Origin of the sequence: Pseudomonas sp. EA_35y_Pfl2_R111, assembly GCF_963970955.1 — a bacterium.
In the GTDB taxonomy this organism is placed as follows: Bacteria; Pseudomonadota; Gammaproteobacteria; order Pseudomonadales; family Pseudomonadaceae; genus Aquipseudomonas.
Window position 1 is genome coordinate 42,256 of record NZ_CAXAOM010000003.1, and the last position, 22,381, is coordinate 64,636.

At 60.0% G+C, this 22,381-nt stretch carries 22 protein-coding genes; 16 read left to right on the top strand and 6 right to left on the bottom strand.

Going from position 1 to position 22,381, the window contains the following annotated elements:
* Positions 1-136: 136 nt before the first annotated feature.
* Complete coding sequence (gene yihA / locus AACY25_RS13145; protein ID WP_339525084.1) at positions 137-790, bottom strand: ribosome biogenesis GTP-binding protein YihA/YsxC; 654 nt, start codon at positions 788-790, stop codon at positions 137-139.
* 247 nt (positions 791-1,037) lie between these two features.
* On the opposite strand from yihA, the gene AACY25_RS13150 reads away from it, so the two are divergent.
* The 5 genes from AACY25_RS13150 (at position 1,038) to AACY25_RS13170 (ending at position 5,773) form a co-directional block, all read left to right on the top strand.
* Positions 1,038-1,328 (top strand): c-type cytochrome, encoded by a 291-nt coding sequence (locus tag AACY25_RS13150; RefSeq protein ID WP_275959915.1) that lies wholly within the window; start codon positions 1,038-1,040, stop codon positions 1,326-1,328.
* A 46-nt stretch (positions 1,329-1,374) separates the two neighbouring features.
* On the top strand, positions 1,375-1,980 hold the full coding sequence (locus AACY25_RS13155; RefSeq protein WP_339525086.1) for a c-type cytochrome: 606 nt from the start codon (positions 1,375-1,377) through the stop codon (positions 1,978-1,980).
* Between the two features lie 153 nt (positions 1,981-2,133).
* A complete protein-coding gene (locus AACY25_RS13160) occupies positions 2,134-2,763 on the top strand; it encodes a thiol:disulfide interchange protein DsbA/DsbL (protein ID WP_339525088.1) in 630 nt (209 codons plus the stop codon).
* Between the two features lie 23 nt (positions 2,764-2,786).
* The gene (locus AACY25_RS13165) at positions 2,787-3,650 is read left to right on the top strand and encodes an endonuclease/exonuclease/phosphatase family protein (RefSeq protein WP_339525090.1); all 864 of its coding nucleotides are present in this window, start codon (positions 2,787-2,789) and stop codon (positions 3,648-3,650) included.
* Between the two features lie 257 nt (positions 3,651-3,907).
* Positions 3,908-5,773 carry a GGDEF domain-containing protein gene (locus AACY25_RS13170; protein ID WP_339525092.1) on the top strand — a complete coding sequence of 622 codons (1,866 nt, stop codon included), beginning with the start codon at positions 3,908-3,910 and terminating at the stop codon, positions 5,771-5,773.
* Positions 5,774-5,779: 6 nt separating this feature from the next.
* On the opposite strand, the gene AACY25_RS13175 is transcribed toward AACY25_RS13170, so the two are convergent.
* Positions 5,780-7,198 carry a DASH family cryptochrome gene (locus tag AACY25_RS13175; protein WP_339525094.1) on the bottom strand — a complete coding sequence of 473 codons (1,419 nt, stop codon included), beginning with the start codon at positions 7,196-7,198 and terminating at the stop codon, positions 5,780-5,782.
* Positions 7,199-7,376: 178 nt separating this feature from the next.
* Here AACY25_RS13175 and AACY25_RS13180 point away from each other — a divergent pair, with 178 nt between their 5' ends.
* Entirely contained in the window at positions 7,377-7,970 is a 594-nt protein-coding gene (locus AACY25_RS13180) for a MarC family protein (protein WP_339525096.1), read from the top strand.
* Complete coding sequence (locus AACY25_RS13185; protein ID WP_339525098.1) at positions 7,967-8,743, top strand: N-acetylmuramoyl-L-alanine amidase; 777 nt, start codon at positions 7,967-7,969, stop codon at positions 8,741-8,743. Before AACY25_RS13180 ends, AACY25_RS13185 begins: the two co-directional genes overlap by 4 nt.
* Positions 8,744-8,751: 8 nt before the next feature.
* On the opposite strand, the gene AACY25_RS13190 is transcribed toward AACY25_RS13185, so the two are convergent.
* The 3 genes from AACY25_RS13190 to algB all read right to left on the bottom strand — a co-directional run bounded on the left by AACY25_RS13190 (position 8,752) and on the right by algB (position 12,373).
* Positions 8,752-9,156, bottom strand: a complete 405-nt coding sequence (locus AACY25_RS13190) for a DUF1330 domain-containing protein (protein WP_339525099.1) — start codon at positions 9,154-9,156, stop codon at positions 8,752-8,754.
* A gap of 92 nt (positions 9,157-9,248) precedes the next feature.
* On the bottom strand, positions 9,249-11,024 hold the full coding sequence (locus AACY25_RS13195) for an ATP-binding protein (protein WP_339525100.1): 1,776 nt from the start codon (positions 11,022-11,024) through the stop codon (positions 9,249-9,251).
* On the bottom strand, positions 11,021-12,373 hold the full coding sequence (algB, locus tag AACY25_RS13200; protein ID WP_339525101.1) for a sigma-54-dependent response regulator transcription factor AlgB: 1,353 nt from the start codon (positions 12,371-12,373) through the stop codon (positions 11,021-11,023). Before algB ends, AACY25_RS13195 begins: the two co-directional genes overlap by 4 nt.
* Before the next feature lie 245 nt (positions 12,374-12,618).
* Here algB and AACY25_RS13205 point away from each other — a divergent pair, with 245 nt between their 5' ends.
* From AACY25_RS13205 to AACY25_RS13245, 9 genes are all read left to right on the top strand, one after another.
* Positions 12,619-13,467: a BON domain-containing protein gene (locus tag AACY25_RS13205; RefSeq protein WP_339409502.1), complete on the top strand. Its 849-nt coding sequence runs from the start codon at positions 12,619-12,621 to the stop codon at positions 13,465-13,467.
* Positions 13,468-13,549: 82 nt separating this feature from the next.
* Positions 13,550-13,984 carry a ferritin-like domain-containing protein gene (locus AACY25_RS13210; RefSeq protein ID WP_339409503.1) on the top strand — a complete coding sequence of 145 codons (435 nt, stop codon included), beginning with the start codon at positions 13,550-13,552 and terminating at the stop codon, positions 13,982-13,984.
* A 73-nt stretch (positions 13,985-14,057) separates the two neighbouring features.
* Positions 14,058-14,222, top strand: coding sequence for a DUF1328 domain-containing protein (locus AACY25_RS13215; RefSeq protein ID WP_090539539.1), 165 nt, complete (start codon positions 14,058-14,060; stop codon positions 14,220-14,222).
* Positions 14,223-14,233: 11 nt separating this feature from the next.
* Positions 14,234-14,632, top strand: coding sequence for a hypothetical protein (locus AACY25_RS13220; protein ID WP_339525102.1), 399 nt, complete (start codon positions 14,234-14,236; stop codon positions 14,630-14,632).
* A gap of 551 nt (positions 14,633-15,183) precedes the next feature.
* On the top strand, positions 15,184-15,348 hold the full coding sequence (locus AACY25_RS13225) for a DUF1328 domain-containing protein (RefSeq protein ID WP_044499384.1): 165 nt from the start codon (positions 15,184-15,186) through the stop codon (positions 15,346-15,348).
* An 8-nt stretch (positions 15,349-15,356) separates the two neighbouring features.
* Complete coding sequence (locus tag AACY25_RS13230; protein WP_339409511.1) at positions 15,357-15,818, top strand: inhibitor of vertebrate lysozyme family protein; 462 nt, start codon at positions 15,357-15,359, stop codon at positions 15,816-15,818.
* A 395-nt stretch (positions 15,819-16,213) separates the two neighbouring features.
* Entirely contained in the window at positions 16,214-18,241 is a 2,028-nt protein-coding gene (locus AACY25_RS13235) for a VIT and vWA domain-containing protein (RefSeq protein ID WP_339525104.1), read from the top strand.
* Positions 18,242-18,255: 14 nt separating this feature from the next.
* A complete protein-coding gene (gene xrtQ, locus AACY25_RS13240; RefSeq protein WP_339525106.1) occupies positions 18,256-19,626 on the top strand; it encodes an exosortase Q in 1,371 nt (456 codons plus the stop codon).
* A gap of 356 nt (positions 19,627-19,982) precedes the next feature.
* Positions 19,983-21,212 (top strand): nucleoside recognition domain-containing protein, encoded by a 1,230-nt coding sequence (locus tag AACY25_RS13245; RefSeq protein WP_339409515.1) that lies wholly within the window; start codon positions 19,983-19,985, stop codon positions 21,210-21,212.
* Between the two features lie 147 nt (positions 21,213-21,359).
* On the opposite strand, the gene AACY25_RS13250 is transcribed toward AACY25_RS13245, so the two are convergent.
* Positions 21,360-22,373 (bottom strand): DUF5924 family protein, encoded by a 1,014-nt coding sequence (locus AACY25_RS13250; RefSeq protein ID WP_339525108.1) that lies wholly within the window; start codon positions 22,371-22,373, stop codon positions 21,360-21,362.
* Between the last annotated feature and the right edge of the window lie 8 nt (positions 22,374-22,381).

Consider the following 22,381-nt stretch of genomic DNA (forward strand, 5'->3'; position numbering starts at 1 on the left):
CAATGCTCCTTTGTTGTGTTAAGTGTTGGCAGATTCTGGACCCCGCCCTAGCGGTTCAGATGTTGAACCCCGAAACTTCCCTCCCCCATAAGAAGTTTCGGGGTTTTTTTTGGCTGCCCGCCAACGGGCGCTTTAATCAAGCGTCGGCTTCGTCGTCATCCGGCAGGGCAAACTCACCCAGTTGCATCCATTGCGCCAGCACTTCCTGTGCGTCTTCAATACCAATGCGCTTGGGCGCAGAGAACAACTGGATGCTCACGCGATCGCCCCAGCCCTTTTGAATATCCTGGCGGACCTTGAGTAAGGTGTTCTTCGCTGCACCAAAAGCCAGCTTGTCGGCCTTGGTCAGCAGGATGTGCATGGGCATTTCGCTGGCAACTGACCAGTCCAGCATGAGGATATCGAACTCGGTCAGCGGTTTGCGGATGTCCATCATTAGCATCAGGCCACGCAAGCATTCGCGGCTGCCCAGGTAGGCTTCCAAGTGCTTTTGCCAGTGCAGCTTGAGCGGGATTGGCACTTTGGCGTAGCCATAACCCGGCAAGTCGACCAGGCGGCGCTCTTCGTCGAGCTTGAAGAAGTTGAGCAGCTGGGTGCGTCCTGGCGTCTTCGAGGTGCGCGCCAGGCTGGCATGGGTAAGAGTATTCAGGGCGCTGGATTTACCGGCGTTGGAGCGCCCGGCAAAGGCCACTTCATGGCCGAAATCTTCAGGGCACTGGTCAACTTTAGCCGCGCTGATAAGGAAAGTAGCCTGTTGGCACAGGCCGATAATGGGGTTCTTGGCTTGCATCTGGGTATCCGTGAGGGCGAGCGTAGAGTGGCGTTACAGGCGCGATGCCCTTGCGACATTTGCGCGCAGCCTGCCTGTTGGCGCATAGCGCGGCAAGCTGCGTCGTTTCCGTTTCAATGACGCCAGTATATAATGGCGCAGATTTTGTGTGCGCTTTCTCCCGCTGTTGGATAAGTGTTCACGGGAACGATTTAGATCATCTGCCCCTAGAAAGCAGTACGTTCCCCTCCCTGATGAGGTTGATCTGATGAAAAACTTGCTGATTGCAGCCAGTGTATTGATGCTGTCGTTGAGTGCTCAGGCTGCGCAAGACCCGGAAGCCGTCTACGCGCGTTCTTGTGGGGTGTGCCATAACGGGGCGATCCCTACTGCGCCGCTGAAAGGCGACAAGGCTGCCTGGGAACCGCGCCTGGCCAAAGGCACCGATGCACTGGTACAGAGCGTCACCAATGGTTTGGGTGCCATGCCGCCACGTGGGTTGTGCATGGACTGCTCGGCCGAGGATTACCAAGCCGTCATCAAGTTGATGACCGAGTAAGCCCGGCTTATAAACTCTTTCTCTTAGCCGTAAATTGGATTAGCTGATGAACAAAGTACTCGTGAGTCTGCTGTTGACCCTGGGCATCACTGGCCTGGCACATGCCGCAGGCAATGCTGAAGCCGGTCAGGGTAAGGTTGTTGTGTGTGGTGCGTGCCATGCTGCCGATGGTAATAGCGCTGCGCCGAACTTCCCGAAACTGGCTGGTCAAGGCGAGCGTTACTTGCTCAAGCAGCTGAAGGACATCAAGTCCGGCGCACGCCCGGTGGTGGAAATGACCGGCTTGCTGGATAACCTCAGCGACCAAGACCTTGAAGACATCTCCGCCTACTTCGCCAGCCAGCAGATGAGCGTTGGTGCTGCCGACCCGAAACTGGTCGAGCGCGGCGGTGAGCTGTTCCGTGGCGGCAAGCTGGCTGAAGGCATGCCTTCCTGCACCGGCTGCCATACACCAAATGGCGCTGGCCTGGATGCCGCCGGTTACCCGCAGTTGGGTGGCCAGCACGCAACCTACATTGCCAAGCAGCTGACTGACTTCCGCGAAGGCAACCGCACCAATGACGGCGACAGCATGATCATGCGTTCGATCGCCGCCAAGCTGAGCAACAAGGATATCGAAGCGCTGTCCAGTTTTATTCAGGGTCTGCATTGATGCGCTAACACTGCGACATGCGGTAATGAAATAGGGTGGCTCAGGCCACCCTTTTTCGTTGTAGGCATCGCTACAATGCAGGGAACCCCAGTTTTCCTCGCGGGTCGAACTTCGGTTCGTCATCACGCACCGTTTATAGCCAAGGAGTAACGCATGCGTAACCTGATTCTCAGTGCCACTCTCGTCACCGCCAGCCTGTTTGGCCTGAGTGCTCATGCCGAGCCGATCGAAGCAGGCAAGCAGTATGTCGAGTTGAGCAACCCGGTAGCCGTTGCCAAGCCTGGCAAAATAGAAGTGGTGGAACTGTTCTGGTACGGCTGTGGCCATTGCTACAAGTTTGAAGAAACCATCAACCCGTGGATCGACACCCTGCCGGAAGATGTCAACTTCGTGCGTATCCCGGCCATGTTCGGTGGCATGTGGAACGTCCACGGCCAGCTGTTTATCACCCTTGAAGCGATGAAGGCCGAGCACAAGGTGCATGCCGCCGTGTTCGATGCCATCCATGTGCAGGGCAAGAAGCTCGCGACCCCAGAAGAAATGGCTGACTTCCTGGCTGCCGAAGGCATCGACAAGGACGCCTTCCTCAAGACCTACAACTCCTTCGGCGTGAAGAGCCAGCTGGAAAAGGCCAAGAAACTCGCCATGGCCTACCAGATCACTGGCGTGCCGGTGATGATCGTCAATGGCAAATACCGTTTCGACATTGGCAGCTCGGGCGGCCCACAGCAGGCGCTGCAAGTGGCTGACCACCTGATCGCCAAAGAGCGCGCCGCGCAGTAAGCGGCGTGCCTGGATAACGCGAAGTGCTCAGGCGCTGGCCAGCTAGACGAGTGATTGACCTGTGCGATCCACAGGTCAATCCAGGCTGCGCGCCGGCTGATGACTGGCCGCAGAATGGCAGCCTGCGTCTGCTCAGTTTCAATATCCAGGTAGGCATCAGCACCCAGCGTTACCACCATTACCTGACGCGTAGCTGGCAGCATCTGCTGCCGCATGCCGGGCGCAGCGGCAATCTGCAACGGATTGGTGATTTGCTCGGCGATTTCGATCTGGTTGCGCTGCAGGAGGTCGACGGCGGCAGTCTGCGTTCGGGTTACGTCAATCAGGTCGAGCATCTCGCCCATCTTGGCGCCTTCCCTTACTGGTATCAGCAACTCAACCGCAACCTCGGTCGTCTGGCGCAGCACAGCAATGGGGTACTCAGCCGCTTGCGCCCCAGCCTGCTGGAAAACCACCCGTTGCCCGGCCCGCCCGGACGTGGTGCGATGTTGCTGCGCCTGGGCGAAGGGCCGGATGCGGTTGTTGTGGTGATGATGCACTTGTCCCTTGGCGCGCGTACCCGCACTCGCCAGCTGGCCTATATTCGCGAACTGCTGAGTGACTATCAGCACATGGTGTTGATGGGCGATATGAATACCCATGCCAATGACCTGCTGCAGCACTCGCCACTGCGCGATCTTGGTCTGTTGGCGCCGCAGATCGAGGCGACCTTTCCCAGCTGGCGGCCACAGCGCTGCCTTGACCACATTCTGCTCAGCCCTGGGTTGCCGCTAGAGCGCTGTGAGGTGCTGTCGCAGCCGATTTCCGATCACCTGCCGGTGGCGGTGCAAATTCGTCTGCCCACTTCACTGTATGGGCCGGCAACGCCTATGCTGATTGAGCCCTAAGAACCTGTTTATGATCTGCTGCGCGTCGGCCCTGCTGCGTTAAAAACAGGCTCGGAAAGCCGCTTGCGGTTAACGCGCGTTAGCGCGACCCGAAGGGCGAGTGCAACGAGTCATGCTCATTTACACCAGTAACCTCGCGTGCGAGTCCAGTCCGCTTCCTCGCCGTTTTGACCAGCCGGAGGCTGTTACTAACGTAGCGCCTTGCAGGACTCTAGCTCGCGAGATCGTAAAACAGCTTCTACGTTTGGACTGCAACCATGACCGATGATGCCCAGCGCTGGAAAAGCAAGTACCTGGAAAGCCTGGAACAGCAAGAAAAACTCGAACGAAGCTGGGATGCCCGGCTCGACCTGTTGAGGCGTGGGCTGGTGCGCAGCTCCCTGGCTGCCGAGGGCAGTGACAAATCAGTCGACCAGTGCATGCATGAATTGCGTGATATTTTGCGTCGCAATGATATCGACGCCGGCCTGTCGGCACTGATTCCACGGCTGGAAAAGGCCGTGCTGGACTCGGAAAAACAGCGCCAGGACCGGGTCGAGCAGAATATCTCCGGGGTTACCAGCCTGACCGACCAACTGCTCGCCTTAGAGCCGCCTCGTGAGGTGCGCAAAGCGCTCAAGCAGTTTGCCAAACGCATTGAGGAGCGTGCCAGCCAACCGCGCGAATTGCCCGCATTGCTCAGTGAGTTAAGTCGTTTGCAGCAACAGGCACTGGCGGTGTTTGATGGTGAGGCCAGTCAGGCTCGCCCGGGATTTTTGCAGCGTCTGTTTGGCGGTAAAGAGGTCATGCCCGCTGGCCCTGTTGATAATCCACCGGCATCGGTCGAGATGGCCCAATCAGCAGCGTCCGCCCCGACAGTTGTTGCACCGCCTGAAACTCCATTACAGGCCTCTGATGCCCCGCAACGCACGAGCAACGAAGCGCTTGTAGCTGTGGCGGTTGCCACGACAGGCTCTGTGGCAGAGCCGCAGTATGCGCCTGCTGTAATGCCCCGCCCCGCGCCGACGGCTGAAACGCCAGCGCTCGTTCAGGGTTTCGGTGATCCCGCCTACGCCCTACCGGAGATCCCCGAGCCGGGTTACAGCGCCGTTGCCCCGCATATCGGCGACAGCTTGACGGGCCTGCTCGATGGGTTGGAGTTGCCAGAACGTCACCAGCCCCAGGGCGATGCCTTGCGTCAACGCGTGCAGGGTGGTCTGAACTGGTATGAGCTGGTGTCGGTGCTGGACGACCTGGCGGTGCTGGTGCTGGCGGTGACTGACAGTGGCCAGCGCGACTTTGCCAGTTACCTCAAGCAGCTCAACGAGCGCCTGGCGTCGTTCCTCACCACCCTCAGCGAGGCCCATGAGGGCTACAGCGAGTCGGTGGAAAGCGCGCGCAGCTTTAATCAGGAGCTGCGCGAACAAGTCAGCGGTTTGCAGGCCAGCGTGCAGGATGCGGTTGACCTGCCGACCCTCAAGCAATCCCTGGAAGCGCGTCTGGATGGCTTGCTCAGCACGGTCAGCGAGCACCAGAAACACCGCGACGGCCATGAAGAAGAAGTGGCGCAGCGTCTGCAAAGCCTGACCCAGAAAGTCGCGGATATGGAGCAGGAAGCGCAGAGCTTCCGCGATCACCTCGAAGAGCAGCGACAGAAAGCTCTGATTGATCCGCTGACCGGCCTGCCCAATCGGGCCGGTTGGAGTGAGCGCTTGGAGCTGGAAATGGCGCGCTGGAAGCGTTATGGCGGCGACCTGCTGCTGGCGGTGCTGGATATCGACCACTTCAAGCGGATCAATGATAGCTACGGCCATCTGGCCGGCGACAAGGTGTTGAAGATCATTGCTGGCGAGCTGGCCAAGCGTCTGCGCAAGACTGATTTTATTGCCCGCTTTGGCGGCGAGGAATTTGTTCTGCTGATTCCGTCGACTCCGTTGGAGGGTGGGCAGCAACTGCTGCAAACCCTGCTCGATGGCGTCGAGCAGTGTCCGTTCCACTTTCGCGGCGAGCGCGTGACTATCACCCTATCGGCTGGCCTGACTGCCTTTGCCGGTGAAGAAGGCAGCGACACGGTGTTCGAGCGTGCCGATCAGGCGCTGTATCGCGCCAAAAGCGGCGGGCGCAATCGGCTCGAGCTGAGCTAGTTTGACTCAGGCCACTGCGTGCAGGTAGGGTTTCCAGCTCTCCGGAATGCTGTCCAGCTGCGGGTAGCCGAGGCTGCGCAGGTGTCCGCCGGCGAGCAGGAAGGGCGTGTGCCGCAGCGCCTGCGGCACATCACGCAGCTCCGGTAGCCAGAGGCTGACGTAGTGCGCATCAGGGTCATATTCACGGGCCTGGCGCAGGGCATTGAACACCCGGTTATGCCGCGGGTCGTTGCCCACACCGGCGAGGTAGGCCCAATTGCCCCAATTGCTGGCCGGGTCGTAATCAATCAGGTGTTCTTCGAACCAGGCCGCGCCGTGGCGCCAATCCTGTTGCAGGTCATTGATCAGGTAGCTGGCGACCACTTGCCGGCCGCGATTGGACATAAAACCAGTGGCGGCCAGTTCGCGCATATTGGCATCCACCAGGGGCATGCCGGTGCGCCCGCGGGACCAGTCCTGAAAGCGTTGATCCAGTTGCTGCGGTGCACGTTCGGTGGCCTTCAGACCGCCGGCCTTGAACAGCGCACTGCCGTGGCGAATCAGGGTCCAGCGGAAGAAATCGCGCCAGAGCATTTCTACCCACAGCCAGTGGGTCGAGTCATTGTGTTTGAACTGCGCCTCGTGCCGTCGCAGCTCCGCCACCACGCGGCGTGCGGACAGGCTGCCGTTGGCCAGCCAGGGTGAAAACTTCGACGAATACTCGCTGCCGATCATGCCGTTGCGGGTGTCCTTGTATTGCCGCACGCCCTGGGTTTTCCATAGATAGTCACGCAGCCTTCCCAGCGCTGCAGGTTCGCCGCCGGAGAACGGGAAGGCACTGGCCGGTACGCTGAGTGGCTCACCCAGGCCCAATTGGAACAGTGTCGGCAATGGTTGCATCAGTGCCAGCGCACCATCCGGCAGCCCGGGTAAACGATCCGGTGCATGGCGTGGCTGGAAGACCTGCAGGCGTTCTTCTACCAAACTGCGAAAGCGGCTGAATACCGGTGGCAGTTGCTCGATGCTGAAGGGCAGTTCGTCTGGGCGCAAAAGGTTGTTGGCGGGCGCCTGTTGCAGGGGAATGTCACCTAGGCGCTGGGCTACACGGTCCACCTGGGCGCGCTCGTCGGGGGCGATTTCTTCCAGGGTGAGTACATGGTCCAGGCTGAATTGGGTGGCCAGTTGGGGAATGGCCTGTTCTGCCGAGCCAATCACCACCAGCAGGTGCGAGCCGCGCTGCTGCAGTTCACCTTCCAGCGCCACCAGGCTTTCCAGTAGGAAGCGCGCGCGGTGCACGCCCATGCGGCGCAGGCCGAACTCGTTTAGCTGGAGCAGGGCGGGGTCCAGCACATACACCGGCAGCAGGCATTCGGCTGCCAGGCCCGCCTGCAACGCAGGGTGGTCATCAAGGCGTAGGTCCTGTTTGAACCACAGCAGTGCGCGCATGGTATGGGTCTCCCAAGTGATACAAAAGCTATACAAAAATCCTTATCTGTAAGGATTTTACTCTAGCAGCGCTCAGCGCAGCTTGCTCAGGCAGCAGACCAGCGTGGGGCTTCTGCTGGATCAAAGGCATTTCTATACCGATAGACACTAAACTCTGCCGATCTGTTGAGGAGTCGCTATGGATATTTTCGGCATCGCCGCGTTGATCTTTCTGGTCACTGACCCTTTCGGCAATATCGCCATCTTTATTGCTGCGCTGAAAAACGTGCCGGCCAAGCGCCGTCTGTGGGTCGCCGCGCGCGAACTGGTGTTCGCCCTGGCGCTGTTGCTGCTGTTTCTTACCTTTGGTGACAAAGTGCTTAGCGCCTTGGGCCTGTCGCGGGAGGCAACTGCGATTGCCGGCGGTATCATCCTGTTCGTGATCGCCATGCGCCTGATCTTTCCCGGCCCGCAAGGGGTGCTGGGTGATGTGCCGGATGGCGAGCCGATGCTGGTGCCGTTGGCCACCCCTGCGGTGGCGGGCCCGTCAGCCCTGGCGGTGTTGATGACCCTGCGCAATACCCACGACGGGCCGCTCTGGGAACTCTACGTCGCCGTGCTGCTGGCCTGGGCGGCGACCGCCTTTATTCTGTTGCAGGCTTCGTTGCTGCAACGTTTTCTCGGACCTCGCGGGTTGACCGCAGTGGAGCGGCTAATGGGCATGCTGTTGATCATGCTCAGCGTCGATATGCTGTTGGATAACCTGCAAAGCGTGTTGCATATCCGCCCATGAAAGTTCTGTGTTTAAGTTTTCTGGTCTTGTTGCTGGCAGGTTGCAGCAGCGGCCTAAGCATTGACGACAGCTATACCGCCAGCGGACAGAACAGCCGCGTGCAGTACATCGTGCTGCACTACACCTCCACCGATCTGGCGCGCTCGCTGCAATTGCTGACTGAGACCGAGGTCAGCAGTCATTACCTGATCGGCGAAGCGCCGGCGACCATTTACCGTCTGGTTGATGAAGATCGCCGCGCCTGGCATGCCGGTGACAGCCAGTGGCAGGGGCGTACCTGGCTCAACGGCACCACGATTGGCATCGAGCTGGTCAACCAGGGTTTTTACGACACTCCCAACGGCCGCTATTGGCAGCCCTTTGCCCCGGCGCAGATCGATGCGCTGATCCTGCTGCTCAAGGACATCATGCAGCGCCACCAGCTGGCTCCCGGCAGCATCCTGGCGCACAGCGATGTCGCGCCGCAGCGCAAGGTCGACCCCGGCCCGCTCTTCCCTTGGAAGCGCTTGGCCGATGCCGGTTTGATGCCCTGGCCGGACGCCGCCGAGGTGGCGCGTGAACAGGCGCTGTTCAGTGCCAGCCTGCCAAGCGTGCAGTGGTTTCAGGAGCAGCTGGCGCGCCAGGGTTATGCCGTGGCCAGCCATGGCGAACTGGACCAGGCCACGCGCAACGTGATCGCCGCCCTGCAGATGAAATACCGTCCGGCACGTTATGACGGCGAGCCGGATGCCGAGACTGCCGCGCTGCTCTTGGTGCTTAACCGCAAGCTGTAAGCAGGTCGCTAGCGGGGTGTGGTGGCGATCAGGCGCGAGTCGGCCAGGGCGGCCGTGCGGTGTTCGGTTGCCGCCTGGTACTCCGGGTCGGCGAGCATGCTGAGAAAGGCTGCCTTGGATGGGTAGCGCACTAGCAGCAGTTCATCCCAGTGTTCATCGGTCGGGGCAATCAGGGCGGCCTGCGCGGCGGCCATGACCTGCACCTCGCCACCGACTCCACGAACCTTGCGCAGGGCTGTCTGGCTATAGCGGGCATAGGCCTCGCGCCCGCTGCAAGGCGTGTGGCTGCTGCCGGCGGGATAGCAGGCCTGGGCCTGGTAACGCAGCAGGTTGAGCATCAGCAGCGGTGTATCGTCCGCTACATTGGTATTGAATACAGCCAATTGGGCGGGGCTGGGGTTGATGCTGGGCATGGCCGATCTCCGCAAAATGGAAGAGTCAGCTTCAGCAATCTCTGCTGCCTAGGCAATCTGTATCAGCACCGCTGATGGAGCTTAATTCGGACTTAGGTTGGCAGGCGCACATAGAACTGCGTGCCCTGGCCTAACCGTGATTTCATCCCGATGTGGCCACCGTGCAATTGCACGATTTCCTTGCACAGCGCCAGACCCAAGCCGGCGCCGCCTTTCTTGCGGCTGACCTGCACGAATGGCTCGAAAATCCGCGCCTGTTGGCGAAAAGCAATACCTTCGCCATTGTCGGTCACGCTTAATTCGACTTGCTCACCCCGCTGGTGGGCGCGCAAATACACCGCACCACCAGGGTGGCTGTGACGCAGCGCGTTGCCAATCAGGTTGTCGAGTACCCGTTCGATTTGTCCCGGATCGATCTGCAACAGCGGCAGTCCATCCTCGACCTCATAATGCAGCTCTATCTCGAGCTCAGCCGCATGGGCACTAAAGCGCTGCTGCGCCAGGCGCAGCAGTGGCTCGATGCTGCACTCGACCCGCTCAAGCGTTTGCAGGCCGCTCTGGTAGCGCGAGAAGTTCAGCAGGTCGTTGATAAGGCGCAATAAGCGCTGCATTTCTTCATCAACGGTGTTGAGCAGATCGGCCTCACGGGTTTCTTCGGGGAATTTCATTCGCTCCTGCAGCAAGGAGAACGCCATCAACATGCCGGTGACCGGTGTACGCAGTTCGTGCGAAGCGCGCAGGACGAACTCGCTGCGCACCCGTTCGAAGTTGCGTTGTTCGGTGACATCGCGCAGCACCATCACGGCGCCTGTCGGCCGTTCGCCTTCGTGGCTGACCGCAGCCAGGCTATAGGCCAGCAAACGTTGCTCGCCGTCGATCTCAACTTGTAGATCTTCCAGCGCGTCTTCCAGCGCTTCGCCATGCAGCACGCGGTGCAGCTGGCTGGGAAGATCCGAATGCTTCAGGGTCACTGAGGGGGGTTGGCCGACGTGGCTTTCATCCCAGCCCAGCTGGAGTTGAGCCACTGGATTGAAGTGCTCCACGCAGCCTTGGCGGTCAAAAATCAGCAAGCCGTCGTCAATACTGTCGAGTACTGCGTTCAATCGTTGTTGCTCGGTTCGCAGGGCCTGGATATCGCTACTTCTGAAGGCGCGCAAGGCTTCGGCCATCAAGCCGAAACGCCGGCTTAATGAAGAAATCTCCCTGACCGGGCTGGTGGGCAGGTCGACTTGAAAGTCGCCACGGCCAATCTGGTCGGCGGCAATCGCCAGCTCTTCAATCGGTCGGCCCAGTCGCCGGGCAATACTGTGTGTGGTAACAACACTAATAAGCAGTACCGCTAAAGCAATAATGCCGAGCAGCCCGGTAATCATCACGGTGCGATCACGCATGTCCTGTTGGCCCTGCTGCACCTGGTCGAGGTAATGCATCTGAATGCTGATGATACGGTCACGCAGTGCGCTCAGAGCCAGGGTGAAGTCATCGTCCTTGAGTAGATGACGGCGGACTGCTGCCGGCGCATCGAGAAACTGCTGGTAGTGGCTGTAGGCCTGCTCAATCTCGCTTACGGCCTGGCGGTCAGCAGCATCTAAGGTGTCACCGGCGGAGCGCTTCAGCCATTTCTTAAAGCGGGTGTCCGAGTCGCTTAGTGCTTGCCGGTCGAGCTTGTCGGCAATGATCAGGATGACTTGGGTGCCCATCTCCTGACGCATGCCCAGAGATGAGTCGAGGATGTCCATGTTACGGACCATGCTCTGGTTCTGGGTTTTGCTCAGTTGCCAAATACTGACCATCCCCAGAATCAGGCCGATCATGGCGGTGGTGACCAGCGCGCCGCCGCTGATGAATAACTGATTACGCAGCCTCATAGGTCGAGCTGCTTGCGTTTGCGGTACAAGGTCGAGGCATCGATGCCCAGTGTCTTGGCTGCCCGATCGAGGGTGCTACTGTTGGCCAGCACCGCGCTGATGTGGGCTTTTTCCAACGCCTCGAGGCTCATTTCTGCACCGACGTGCGGGTTGTTCAGCTCTTCATTCGGGTTAAGCCCCAGGTGGCTGATCTGTACCTGCGGCTCCGGGCAAAGAATGCTGGCACGCTCGATAACGTTACGCAGTTCGCGAATGTTGCCCGGCCAAGGGTAGTTGAGCAGGGCCTCGCGGGCTTCGTCGCTAAAGGAGTTGGCCGGGCGAGCATAATCACTGACAAAGCGCGCAAGAAAGCGCTCGGCCAGTATCAGAATATCTTCGCGACGCTCACGCAGTGGGGGCAGGGTCAGGGTGATAACGTTTAGGCGATACAGCAGGTCTTCGCGAAACTGTCCGTTCTTGGCCATTTCGTCGAGGTTGAGGTTGGTGGCGGCGAGGATGCGCACATCGGCCTCGCGAGTTTGCGGGTCGCCAATACGTTCGTAGACTTTATCCTGAATAAAACGCAGCAGCTTCGGCTGCAGGGGCAGGGGGAAATCACCGATTTCATCAAGGAACAGAGTGCCGCCATCGGCCTGGCTGACTCTGCCTTGGGTGCTTTCAGTTGCCCCGGTAAACGAGCCGCGGTTATGCCCGAACAGTTCGCTCTCCATCAGCTCGGCGCTCAGCGACGGGCAGTTGATCGTCGCAATGGATTTCTTGGCCCGCTTGCTCCAGCCATGAATGGCCTGTGCCAGTTCGCCTTTACCGGTGCCCGACTCTCCGAGAATAAGGATGTTGGCGTCGGTGTCGGCAACTTGTTTGGCAGTTTGCAGCACCATCATCATTGCCGGGTTGTGTGAGTCTAGGCCTTCACCCGGCTTGCGCACGCTGCCTTCTAGCTGCTCTAGGCGTTCGGCCACGCGGCGGGCTTCCAGCTGCTTGCGGGCGGCCAAGCGCAGTTGGTCGGGGCTACAGGGTTTGACCAGATAATCCGCCGCGCCCGCTTGGATCGCGTTCACCGCGCTGTCTATCGCTGAGTGAGCCGTAATCATCACCACACGCATCCACGGCGCCTGCACGCGCATGTGGGCCAGGACTTCCATGCCGTCGTCGTTACCGAGACGCAGGTCGAGGAAACACACATCAAATACCTGGCGCAGCAATAGCGCATCGACCTGTGCTGCACTGTTGGCCGTGCTGACCTGGTAGCCCTCGTCTTCCATGCAGTAGCGGAAGGTGCGCAGGATCGCGGGTTCGTCATCGACCAGCAAGATGCGTCCCAGGTCGGGTTCCTTGGTGCTTGCGTGCATGTCTTTCTCCTTGAACGATAGAACGCGAAGTGATCACGAGCTTAGTCCGCAAAGTGTCGTGCAAGTTGCACGGCTGTTCATTGGCGATCATGCAAGCTGCATGTGCGTCAGCTATCTAATATTTTTTAAGTTATTGATATATAAATAATTATTGTATTTTTAAAGGCTGGCATGGCCCTTGCGATCTATCAATAACGGCAGCGGAAAACGGCTGCAGATTGATACATAACTATTGGAGAACTGCCATGCATCAGCTAAAAACTCTGGCTCTGGCCACTGCGACTGCCGGTTTGATCGGCCTAGCTCCATTCTCGGCTTACGCTGCCGAGGGCGATACCAGCCGAGCGCTGAGCGAGGCTCGCCAGGAAGGTTCGATCTGGACCGCCATTGCTCTTAACCGCCACCTCAACCCCTTCACTATTGACGTCGATGTAGAGAACGGCAGTGCCAAGCTGACCGGTAAGGTGGAATCTGATGTTGACCGCGATCTAGCCGAGCAGATTGCGATGGGCATCGAAGGGGTTAGCAAGGTCGATAACCAGCTCACCATTGACCCCGACTATGACGGGAAGAATAAAGAAGCAGGGCGTACCGAACCCACCCTGTCGCAACGCTTTGACGATGCCACGTTGACTGCGACCGTGAAATCCAAGCTGCTGTGGAACCGCCACACCGAAGGCCTGGACATTAACGTCGACTCGGCCAATGGCATGGTGACCCTCACCGGTAACGCCCAGAGTAACGAGGCCAAGGAGTTGGCCGAACGCCTTGCTGCCAATACCGATGGCGTACGTAAGGTGAGCAACAAACTGACCGTCAATGGCGACGGCAGCGCGGCAGCCAAGGCGCAAAATGCGGCCGACGATACTGGCGCTGCGATCAGCGATGCCTGGATCACCAGTAAGGTGAAAACCAGCTTCCTCTACAGCCGCAACATTGATGGCCTGGATATTTCAGTCGACACCAAGGATGGCATGGTCAACCTCAGCGGCACCGTGATGACCAAGGCTGAGAAGGAATTGGCCATCGAAACTGCGAGCAACATTCGTGGTGTGCGCGGCGTGAACGCTGATGCCCTGAAAGACGCCAGCTAATTAATCTGGGCTGCGTCCTTGAGGTCGCGGCCTGTTGTTGGTGGCTGCTGCGGCAGCCTCCGCAACTCACCGGAGAATCACCATGACTAACACCATCGAGCAACTCAACGAACTGATCGAAATCACCCGTGACGGCCAGCGCTTCTACCAGCATGCCCACGACGAAGTGAAGGACGTGCGCCTACAAGTGCTGTTCCGTGATATGTCGCAGAGCAAAAGCGAGCTGATCCGCGCGCTATCGGTAAAAGTGGCCGCCAACCAAGAAACGCCAGCCAGCGGTGGCACCTTTGTCGGCAAGCTGCGTCAGGTCTATGCGGACACCAAAGCCAGTTTGGTCAGCGACACCGAAGCCACCTATGTGGCGCAGCTGGAAGAGGCCGAAGACCGCATTCTGCATGCCTTTGAGGATGCCCTAGAAAGCGCTGAGCCGGATGTGCAGGCGCTGCTGACCGCTGAAATGCCTAAAGTGCGCGCCAACCATAACCGCATGCGCACGTTGAAACAGTCCATGCAGTAAGTCCGGACCGGTGTGGTGTACGCCACACCGGGACCTATCGCGCTGCGGCGCGCATCTGACAAGGAGAATTACCATGCTGAGTTGGGCCATTACCTTTCTGATCATTGCCATCATCGCTGCCGTACTGGGCTTCGGTGGTATCGCAGGCACCGCCACGGGTATCGCGAAAATTCTCTTCGTGGTCTTTCTGGTGCTGTTCATTGTCTCGTTCATCATGGGCCGCCGCCCACGTTTGTAGGAGTGCAGAGCATGCAACCCTTCAAGACGCTGCTTGTCGCCCTGATGCTGGGCGGCAGTGCGGTGGCTTTGGCCGCCGACAACTCACAGTCTGTAACCGTTGAATCACTGAGTGTGCATGCACCGCTTTATGCGCAAAGCTGGCCCGCTATTCGTGAAGTTGATGGTGCTTGGCCGCAGTGGATGCGTAACCTTACCGGCACTGTGCTGGCGCTAAATGAAGGGCACTCGCAGGTAGGTATTTGTTCTGAGCAGCGTTGTGTTCAGTCGGCTGGACTGGCGCGACTTACCGCGTCCGGGACCTATCAACAAACTACGCAGCAGTCTTACGCTTCGCCGCAACTTCGACCTGCCAGTGTGCAATGGCAAGCATCGCCTGATGTACCTATGCCGCAACGGTTGAGTTTCTAAGTTTTAGCGGCCCCGATTCTCCATGCCTTTACCGCCAACCAGTAGTGGGAGCGTTTTGCGCCGGCCTGAGGTGTATCCAGCGTATCTGCGGGAAGCGTTCACCGGCTAAGTGCTGACGCTGTGCAGCTGCCCACGCTAGCCGCGCTTATCTCACTTCCTCCTCTCTCCGGTTGCTGGGCTGTATCAGCAACGGTTCTGTCTGAGCTTCTTTATTAGTGATAAGCACCCGCGGCAACTGCGTGGGTCTGCGGTTATTGAGCCGCTGAGATCTACGCGATGCCTGTATTCGTGCGCTCAAGATTCGGTTAGGACTCATGCAAGTTGCATGATGGAAATGTGGCAATCATGCAGCTTGCAAGTCGAGTTATTAGGCTGTGTATGTAAGCTGTTGAAATACAAGAGATTATTTTTTCAAAAGGCTGGCATGAGCCCTGCAACAGCTCTAGTACGGTTGCTCCGGCAGCCAGGCAAAAAAGCGTAAGGGCGTCTGTGACCCCTTCGATCTGCCGCAGCGCATCTGCTGGGGTTTGTTCTACATAAGGAGAATCACCATGTTGAGTTGGGCCATTACCTTTCTGATCATCGCCATCATCGCTGCAGTGCTGGGCTTCGGTGGTATCGCTGGCACCGCAACCGGGATCGCGAAGATTCTGTTCGTGGTCTTTCTGGTGCTGTTCATTGTGTCGTTCATCATGGGTCGCCGCCCGAAACTATAGGAGTCGCCATGCATCCCCTTAAGACGCTGCTTGCCGCCCTTTTGCTAGGCGGCAGTGCGGCGGCTTTGGCCGCCGATACCGATGGCCAATTCCGCCTCAATGAATTGCTCGCCAGTGACCCGGCTTATCAAGAAAGTTGGCAAGAGCTGGTGGAAGATGAGAGCCGTCTGCCGGACTGGGTGATGAACCTAAGCGGTATCGCCAGCCCCATGCAGGGCCTGGAAGATGACGGCGACAAGTACTTGGTAGGCCAGCTGTGTGAGGAAACCAACTGCTTCAATCAGCGCCTGTATGTGGCCTTCAGTTGGGACAAGGACGACGCCTACGCGCTCTATGTACAACTGCCCGACGGTCTGCCGACGGACAAGGCACCCAGTCAGCACGCCACCCTACGCTGGCTTGGTGACCCGGACGAAGCCACTCAACAGTTGCTGCAAGAGCAGCTGAAAAGCGATCCGAACTGGTACTAAGAGTCTCTTTCCGATCTGCTGCACGTCGGCTCTGCTGCGTTAAAAACAGGCTCGGCAAGCCGCTTGCGGCTAACGCGTGTTGGCGCGGCCCGAAGGGCGAGTGGAGCGAGTAATGCTCATTTACAACACGTGAACTGCGCTTGATTCGCTGCGCTCACCCTTCGGGTCAGCTTTCGGCTGTTACTTCGCTGCGCTGCGTTTCTCGCCTGTTTTTGCCTTATCTCGGCTTCGGCTGTCTCGTCTACGTTTCTCAACGGCCTGCCAAGCGGCGCAGCTCCGCTATGGCGATTTGTGGGTGCAAGAATCCACACAATCACCATAGTGGCTGCAAACTCCCACCACAAAGCGACCTCAGCATGGCTCCCGTGTTTGCATAACTTACGGGGAGCTTCGCCATGTTTGATTGTTTATCCATTTCTAAGATCAGCGTCGGTCGCCGGCTTGTGCTGCTGATCGCCTTGGTTCTGGCGCAGCCCGCTCTGGCCAGCGAGCAATCCGCCGCCGAGCACAGCGAAAGTCCTTATTTCGCGGTACAGAGCGACGATCCCGCAGTGGATCGCTTACCGCTCAAGGCCACCAAAGTCGAGGTGCGGGTATTGGGGGTGATCGCCGATGTGCGGGTCGTTCAGCAATACCGCAACGAGGGCACGCGGGTGCTGGAGGCGCGTTATGTGTTTCCCGGCTCGACCCGCGCGGCGGTGTACGGCATGACCGTACGCTTGGGCGAGCGTGAACTACGCGCGCAGATCCGCGAGAAGCAGAAGGCGCAGAAGGAGTACCAAGAGGCCAAGAGCGCTGGCAAGACCGCGGCCCTGCTCGAACAACAGCGCGAAAATGTATTCCAGATGAATGTCGCCAATATCCTGCCCGGCGATGTGGTTGACGTGGAGCTGCGCTATACCGAGTTGCTGCTGCCTACCGATGGCGTCTACAGCTTCGTCTTCCCTACCGTGGTCGGGCCGCGCTACAACGGCAGTGCCGGCAGTGAGAGCCACAAGGCTGGCCCTTGGGTCAGCACGCCATATTTGCCCGAGGGCGAAGCGACGCGCGATGCTTTCTCGCTCGCGGTGGAGTTGCAGTCGCCGGTGCCGTTGGCCGATATCCGCTCGCCAAGCCACAAGATCGAACTGCAACAGGGCACGCCGAGTCAGGCGCGGGTCAGCCTGGGCAGCGATACGGTGCAGAGCAATAACCGCGATTTCATCCTCGACTATCGTTTGAGTGGCGCCACTTTCGAGAGCGGCGTGCTGCTGTCCAAAGGCGCCGAGGAAAACTTCTTCCTGGCCTTGGTCGCGCCGCCGGCGAAGGTGAAAAGCCAGATGCTGGTGCCGCGCGAATATATCTTCGTGGTGGATATCTCCGGTTCCATGCATGGCTTCCCGCTGGATACCGCCAAGCGCCTGCTGAGCGATTTGATCGGCAGCTTGCGCCCGGTCGACAGCTTCAATGTGCTGTTGTTCTCTGGCAGTAGCAGCATGCTCGCCGATGAGTCGCAGGCGGCTACCCCAGCAAATATCGAGACTGCGCTGGATATGCTCGACACCACGATGGGTTCGGGCGGCACCGAGCTGCTGCCGGCGTTGCGTAAGGCTCTGGCTGTGCCGAGCGATCCCGAGCGGGCGCGTAGCTTTGTAGTGGTCACCGATGGCTTCGTGTCGGTTGAACGCGAGGCCTTCGAGCTGGTGCGCAACAATCTGGACAAGGCCAATATGTTTGCCTTCGGTATTGGCAGCTCGGTCAATCGTCAGCTGATCGAGGGTCTGGCGCGGGCCGGGCAAGGCGAGCCCTTCGTAGTCCTCAACGAGGCGGCGGCGGACGAGCAGGCCGAGCGTTTTCGGCAGATGATCGATGCGCCGGTGCTGGCCGACCCGCAGGTGCGTTTCGATGGGCTGGAGGTCTACGATGTCGAGCCCGTGGCCTTGCCGGATCTGTTCGCTCAGCGGCCGCTGGTGGTGTTCGGCAAATGGCGCGGCGAGGCGCGCGGCAGCCTGCAAGTGGAGGGGCGCGGCGCGGCCGGGCCGTACCGAGTCGAGGTGCCGATCAAGCCCGAGATGGCCAGCGAGAACAATCGGGCGCTGGGCTATTTATGGGCGCGGCATAAGGTCGCCAGCCTTACCGATCAGGAAACCCTCGAGGGTGACTACGCCCATAGCCAGGCGATTCTCGACTTGGGCCTGAAATATAGCCTGCTGACGCCTTACACCTCGTTTATCGCCGTGGACGAACAGGTACGCAACCCCGCCCCGGCCGCTGCCGTCAGCGTCAAGCAAGCGTTGCCGTTGCCCCAGGGCGTGAGCAATCAGGCGATCGGTGCGCTGGTGTCGAGCACCCCGGAGCCGAGTACCTGGCTGATGTTGCTGGTCGCGGCTCTGGGTATGGGTTGGCTGGCGCGCCAGCATACTCGTCAGGAGCAACTTAAGTGATGCCGGCGCTCCCAATGGCTTGGCCGCGCGCTGGGGTCAACCCGCCGGCATGGCTGTGGTTGCTGCTGCCGGCATTGGCGCTGTGGCCGGTGTGGCAGTGGAGCGCGCGGCGCATGAGCGATGGCTCCGACGACCCGTTCGGCATAGTCGCACTGCTTGCGTTGGTGCTGATGCTCTGGCGTGAGCGCCGCCAGTTATCGGCCGCGCCGCGGCTGCCCTGGTTACTGCTGACAGTGCTGCTCTGCGCGGCGGCCGGGTTGGTGCCAGGCTTGCCGCCGTTATTCCGCGCGGTAGTGGCGGTGCTGACGCTGTTCGCCGGGGTGCTGGCGCTGCGCGCGCCGGGCCAGGCGCTGCTGGCCTGGCTGGGGTTGGGCTTGTTGGCGCTGCCGATCATGTCGTCCCTGCAGTTCTTCATCGGCTATCCGCTGCGGGTGCTGACCGCTGAGGTCAGCGCCTGGTTGCTGCGCGCCGGCGGGCTGGAGGTGCTACGCCAAGGCAGCACGCTGGAAGTGTCCGGGCAACTCATCATGGTCGATGCACCCTGTTCGGGCATTCAGATGGCCTGGGTCGCCTACTTCACTGCGTTCGCCACCGCCGCCTGGCTACGCATGGGCGATCGCCAGTTACTGCGCCGTTTGCCGCTGCTCGGGGTGCTGATACTGGCCGGCAATATTCTGCGCAATAGCCTGCTGATCCTGCAGGAAACCGGGCGCCTGGATTGGCCCGGCTGGATGCACGAGGGCACCGGCTTGCTGGTGTTCGTCGGCGTTTGTGCGCTGGTGCTGCGCTATATGATGGCGAATGGCATGGCCCACGAAGTCACGCTTGCGCCACTGGCGACTGAGCTGCCGGGCCAGCGGCCGTCGCTGCAGCCGGCGTTGCAAGTGATGTTGCTCACGGCGTTCGTGGCTGTGGCGCTGTGGCCGCTGTTGGCAGCGCCTGCGGCTGTTGAGCCAAGGTACGGCAGCTTTGTCGAGTGGCCAGCGCAATACGCTGGCGAGCCATTGCAACCGTTGGCCTTGTCGGCGGTGGAGCAGCGTTTCGCCGCGCAGTTTCCCGGCGCTATCGCCCGTTTTAGTGCGGGTGCGCGGGCGGTCACGCTGCGCCATGTGACTCGTCCCACGCGTAAGTTGCATCCGGCCGCGGATTGCTACCGCGGTCTGGGTTATCGAATTCAGGCCATCCATCTGGAGCAGCGCAGTGATGGCGCCGGCTTGCAGCGCTGTTTTGTCGCCAGTGGTCATGGCGTCGATCTGCGTGTATGCGAGTACATCGAGGACGCCGCTGGGCAGATTTTTAGCGATAACTCGGCTTGGTACTGGTCGGCGCTCAGTGGGGATTCGGTGGGGCCATGGCGCGCCGTGAGTACGGCTGAGCAGTTGTGAAAGCGCCCGCTGCGGCGGACAAGGTTTCGCCCTCTCCGCCCGGCGATTGCTAGTGGTTGTATGGCTCGCGGCTCAAGCGCGCCATAGCGGTTAACCCCACCCCAGCCTCTCTTAACAGGCCGTTGAAAACGTTGGCGAGGCAGCCAGCGCAAGGCAAAAACAGGCGAAAAAGCGGTGTTTACGAGTTGTAAATGAGCATTACTCGTTCCACTCGCCCTTCGGGTCGCGCTAAAGCGCGTTAGCCGCAAGCGGCTTGCCGAGCCTGTTTTTAACGTCGCGATGGCAACGCAGGTAGTTTTTCAACAGCCTGCTAAGCCGCGCTATCATCGCGCCCACTGATCGGGGGGAGAAACGGCATGCTCAATTGGCTGTGGCTGGGGTTTTTCGTGGTGGCGGCCATTGCCGGCCTGTCGCGCTGGTTGCTCGGTGACGATCCGGCGGTATTCGCCGCCATGGTCGAAAGCCTGTTTGCCATGGCCAAGCTGTCGGTCGAGGTCATGGTGCTGCTGTTCGGCACCCTGACCCTCTGGCTCGGCCTGCTGCGTATCGCCGAGAAAGCCGGCCTGGTCGATGCCCTCGCGCGTATGCTCGGTCCGCTGTTTGCGCGGCTGATGCCGGAGGTCCCTCGCGGCCATCCGGCCCTCGGTCTGATCACCATGAACTTCGCCGCCAATGGCCTGGGCCTGGACAACGCCGCCACCCCGATTGGCCTTAAGGCCATGCGCGCCCTGCAGACCCTCAATCCCAGCAGCACCACCGCGACTAATGCGCAGATCCTCTTTCTAGTGCTTAACGCCTCGTCGCTGACCCTGTTGCCGGTGACCATCTTTATGTACCGCGCGCAGCAGGGGGCGCCTGATCCGACCCTGGTGTTTCTGCCGATCCTGCTGGCCACCAGCGCCTCGACCCTGGTCGGCTTGTTGTCGGTGGCGCTGATGCAGCGCCTGCGTCTGTGGGACCCGGTGGTGCTGGCGTATCTGATTCCCGGTGCGCTGCTACTCGGCAGCTTTATGGCCGTGCTGGCGACTATGTCGGCCACGGCGCTGGCGGCCCTGTCGTCGCTGGCCGGCAACCTCACGCTGTTCGGCATCATCATGCTGTTTCTGCTGCTCGGCGCGCTGAAGAAGGTCGCGGTGTACGAGGAGTTTGTCGAAGGCGCGAAGGAAGGCTTCGATGTGGCCAAGAGCCTGTTGCCTTACCTGGTAGCGATGCTTTGTGCGATTGGCGTGCTTCGCGCATCCGGTGCGCTGGAGTTCGGCCTCGACGGCATTCGCTGGCTGGTCGAAGCAGTGGGTTGGGATACGCGCTTTGTCGAGGCGCTGCCTACCGCACTGGTCAAGCCGTTCTCCGGCAGCGCGGCGCGTGCCATGCTGATCGAAACCATGCAAACCCAGGGCGTCGACAGCTTTGCCGCATTGGTGGCTGCGACCATCCAAGGCAGCACGGAAACCACCTTCTATGTGCTGGCGGTGTACTTCGGCGCGGTCGGCATCCAGCGCGTGCGCCATGCCGTGGGCTGCGCACTGCTGGCCGAGTTTGCCGGGGTGGTGGCGGCTATCTTCGTCTGCTACTGGTTCTTCGGGTAGGTGTTCGGCAACGATCTGCTGCGCGTCGGCCCTGCTGCGTTAAAAACAGGCTCGGAATGCTCATGTACAAAAGTACACTCCGCTTCCTCGCCAGTTTTTGCCTTGCAGGACTCTAGCTCGCGAGATCTCAAATAGGGTTGTCGGTGGTTACTCCACCACCTTAAAACGCAGCACCCCGATCATCTGCCCGGCTTCGGTCAGCACTTGCACCTGCCAGCGGCCTACGGCGTCGGCGGGGAAGTTCTGTTTGTGGGTCCAGGCGCGATAGCCTTCCTTGCGCCCGCCGTGGATATCCAGGGCGATGCGTTCGACTTCGCCGCCATCGCGGCGCCAGACGTGATAAATCCGCTCGTTCAGCCCGCGCGGCGCACTGATTGCGGTGTAGGCGAACAGGCCCTGGCTACGCAGTTGCGCCACGCTCAGTTCCTTGATGCTCTCGCCCGGTGCGCGGTTGTGGTTATCGAATTCGCTGGTCACCGCCACCTCAGTCAGCCACAGCGTCGCCGGCGGTACCCAGATACGTGCTAGCCAGCCGCCTGCGCCAATGGCCAGGGTCAGGCCAATCAGCAAAAGGCCCCGCCACCAGCGTTGCACGGTGATGATCGTGAACAATGAAGGGAACGACAGCAGCACTGCCGCCGCCAGTGCCAACTGGTAGCTCTGCGGGGTCGTCAGTTTGAAGATGATCGGCAGCGCCGTCAGCAGCACCGCAAATAGCGTCAGGGTGTGATAGGCGAGAAACAGCCAGCGCCTGGGCGCCAGCCAGCGGTAGTACAACGGGTCGATGATCGAGATCAGCGCGGCGCTGGCCAGCAGGCTGCTGAACACCAGCTGGCTGCTGTTCCAGGTGGTGGTGATAAAGAAGAACGGCAGAACGAAGAACAGGCTCTCCTGATGGATCATCTGCGTGGCATAGCGCAGCAGTGGCGGCGGTAACTCAAAGCCGAACCACTGGGCGATGCGCGCGCGCAGGATGTTTTCCAGAATCAGCCATAGCCAGCTGACCAGCATCATCAGCGCCAACACCCGCGCCAGTTCAGCCTGGCGCTCGACCAGCAGAAAACTCGCCAAACCCGAGGCAAAGCCAAAGATCGCCACCATCCCCGGATTGCGCTGAATCAGGGCGACCAGTTTGAGCACCTGCTGTTTCACTGCTTGCATGGGAAGTC

Bases quoted from the DNA above. Each gene is read 5' to 3' on its own strand.
- AACY25_RS13175 (WP_339525094.1), bottom strand. From the start codon at position 7,198: ATGCGCGCACTGCTGTGGTTCAAACAGGACCTACGCCTTGATGACCAC.
- AACY25_RS13205 (WP_339409502.1), top strand. From the start codon at position 12,619: ATGCATCAGCTAAAAACTCTGGCTCTGGCCACTGCGACTGCCGGTTTG.
- AACY25_RS13170 (WP_339525092.1), top strand. From the start codon at position 3,908: ATGACCGATGATGCCCAGCGCTGGAAAAGCAAGTACCTGGAAAGCCTG.
- AACY25_RS13235 (WP_339525104.1), top strand. From the start codon at position 16,214: ATGTTTGATTGTTTATCCATTTCTAAGATCAGCGTCGGTCGCCGGCTT.
- AACY25_RS13230 (WP_339409511.1), top strand. From the start codon at position 15,357: ATGCATCCCCTTAAGACGCTGCTTGCCGCCCTTTTGCTAGGCGGCAGT.
- AACY25_RS13225 (WP_044499384.1), top strand. From the start codon at position 15,184: ATGTTGAGTTGGGCCATTACCTTTCTGATCATCGCCATCATCGCTGCA.
- AACY25_RS13150 (WP_275959915.1), top strand. From the start codon at position 1,038: ATGAAAAACTTGCTGATTGCAGCCAGTGTATTGATGCTGTCGTTGAGT.
- AACY25_RS13245 (WP_339409515.1), top strand. From the start codon at position 19,983: ATGCTCAATTGGCTGTGGCTGGGGTTTTTCGTGGTGGCGGCCATTGCC.
- AACY25_RS13180 (WP_339525096.1), top strand. From the start codon at position 7,377: ATGGATATTTTCGGCATCGCCGCGTTGATCTTTCTGGTCACTGACCCT.
- AACY25_RS13195 (WP_339525100.1), bottom strand. From the start codon at position 11,024: ATGAGGCTGCGTAATCAGTTATTCATCAGCGGCGGCGCGCTGGTCACC.
- algB (WP_339525101.1), bottom strand. From the start codon at position 12,373: ATGCACGCAAGCACCAAGGAACCCGACCTGGGACGCATCTTGCTGGTC.
- AACY25_RS13210 (WP_339409503.1), top strand. From the start codon at position 13,550: ATGACTAACACCATCGAGCAACTCAACGAACTGATCGAAATCACCCGT.
- xrtQ (WP_339525106.1), top strand. From the start codon at position 18,256: ATGGCTTGGCCGCGCGCTGGGGTCAACCCGCCGGCATGGCTGTGGTTG.
- AACY25_RS13220 (WP_339525102.1), top strand. From the start codon at position 14,234: ATGCAACCCTTCAAGACGCTGCTTGTCGCCCTGATGCTGGGCGGCAGT.
- AACY25_RS13215 (WP_090539539.1), top strand. From the start codon at position 14,058: ATGCTGAGTTGGGCCATTACCTTTCTGATCATTGCCATCATCGCTGCC.
- AACY25_RS13160 (WP_339525088.1), top strand. From the start codon at position 2,134: ATGCGTAACCTGATTCTCAGTGCCACTCTCGTCACCGCCAGCCTGTTT.
- AACY25_RS13190 (WP_339525099.1), bottom strand. From the start codon at position 9,156: ATGCCCAGCATCAACCCCAGCCCCGCCCAATTGGCTGTATTCAATACC.
- AACY25_RS13155 (WP_339525086.1), top strand. From the start codon at position 1,375: ATGAACAAAGTACTCGTGAGTCTGCTGTTGACCCTGGGCATCACTGGC.
- AACY25_RS13250 (WP_339525108.1), bottom strand. From the start codon at position 22,373: ATGCAAGCAGTGAAACAGCAGGTGCTCAAACTGGTCGCCCTGATTCAG.
- AACY25_RS13185 (WP_339525098.1), top strand. From the start codon at position 7,967: ATGAAAGTTCTGTGTTTAAGTTTTCTGGTCTTGTTGCTGGCAGGTTGC.
- yihA (WP_339525084.1), bottom strand. From the start codon at position 790: ATGCAAGCCAAGAACCCCATTATCGGCCTGTGCCAACAGGCTACTTTC.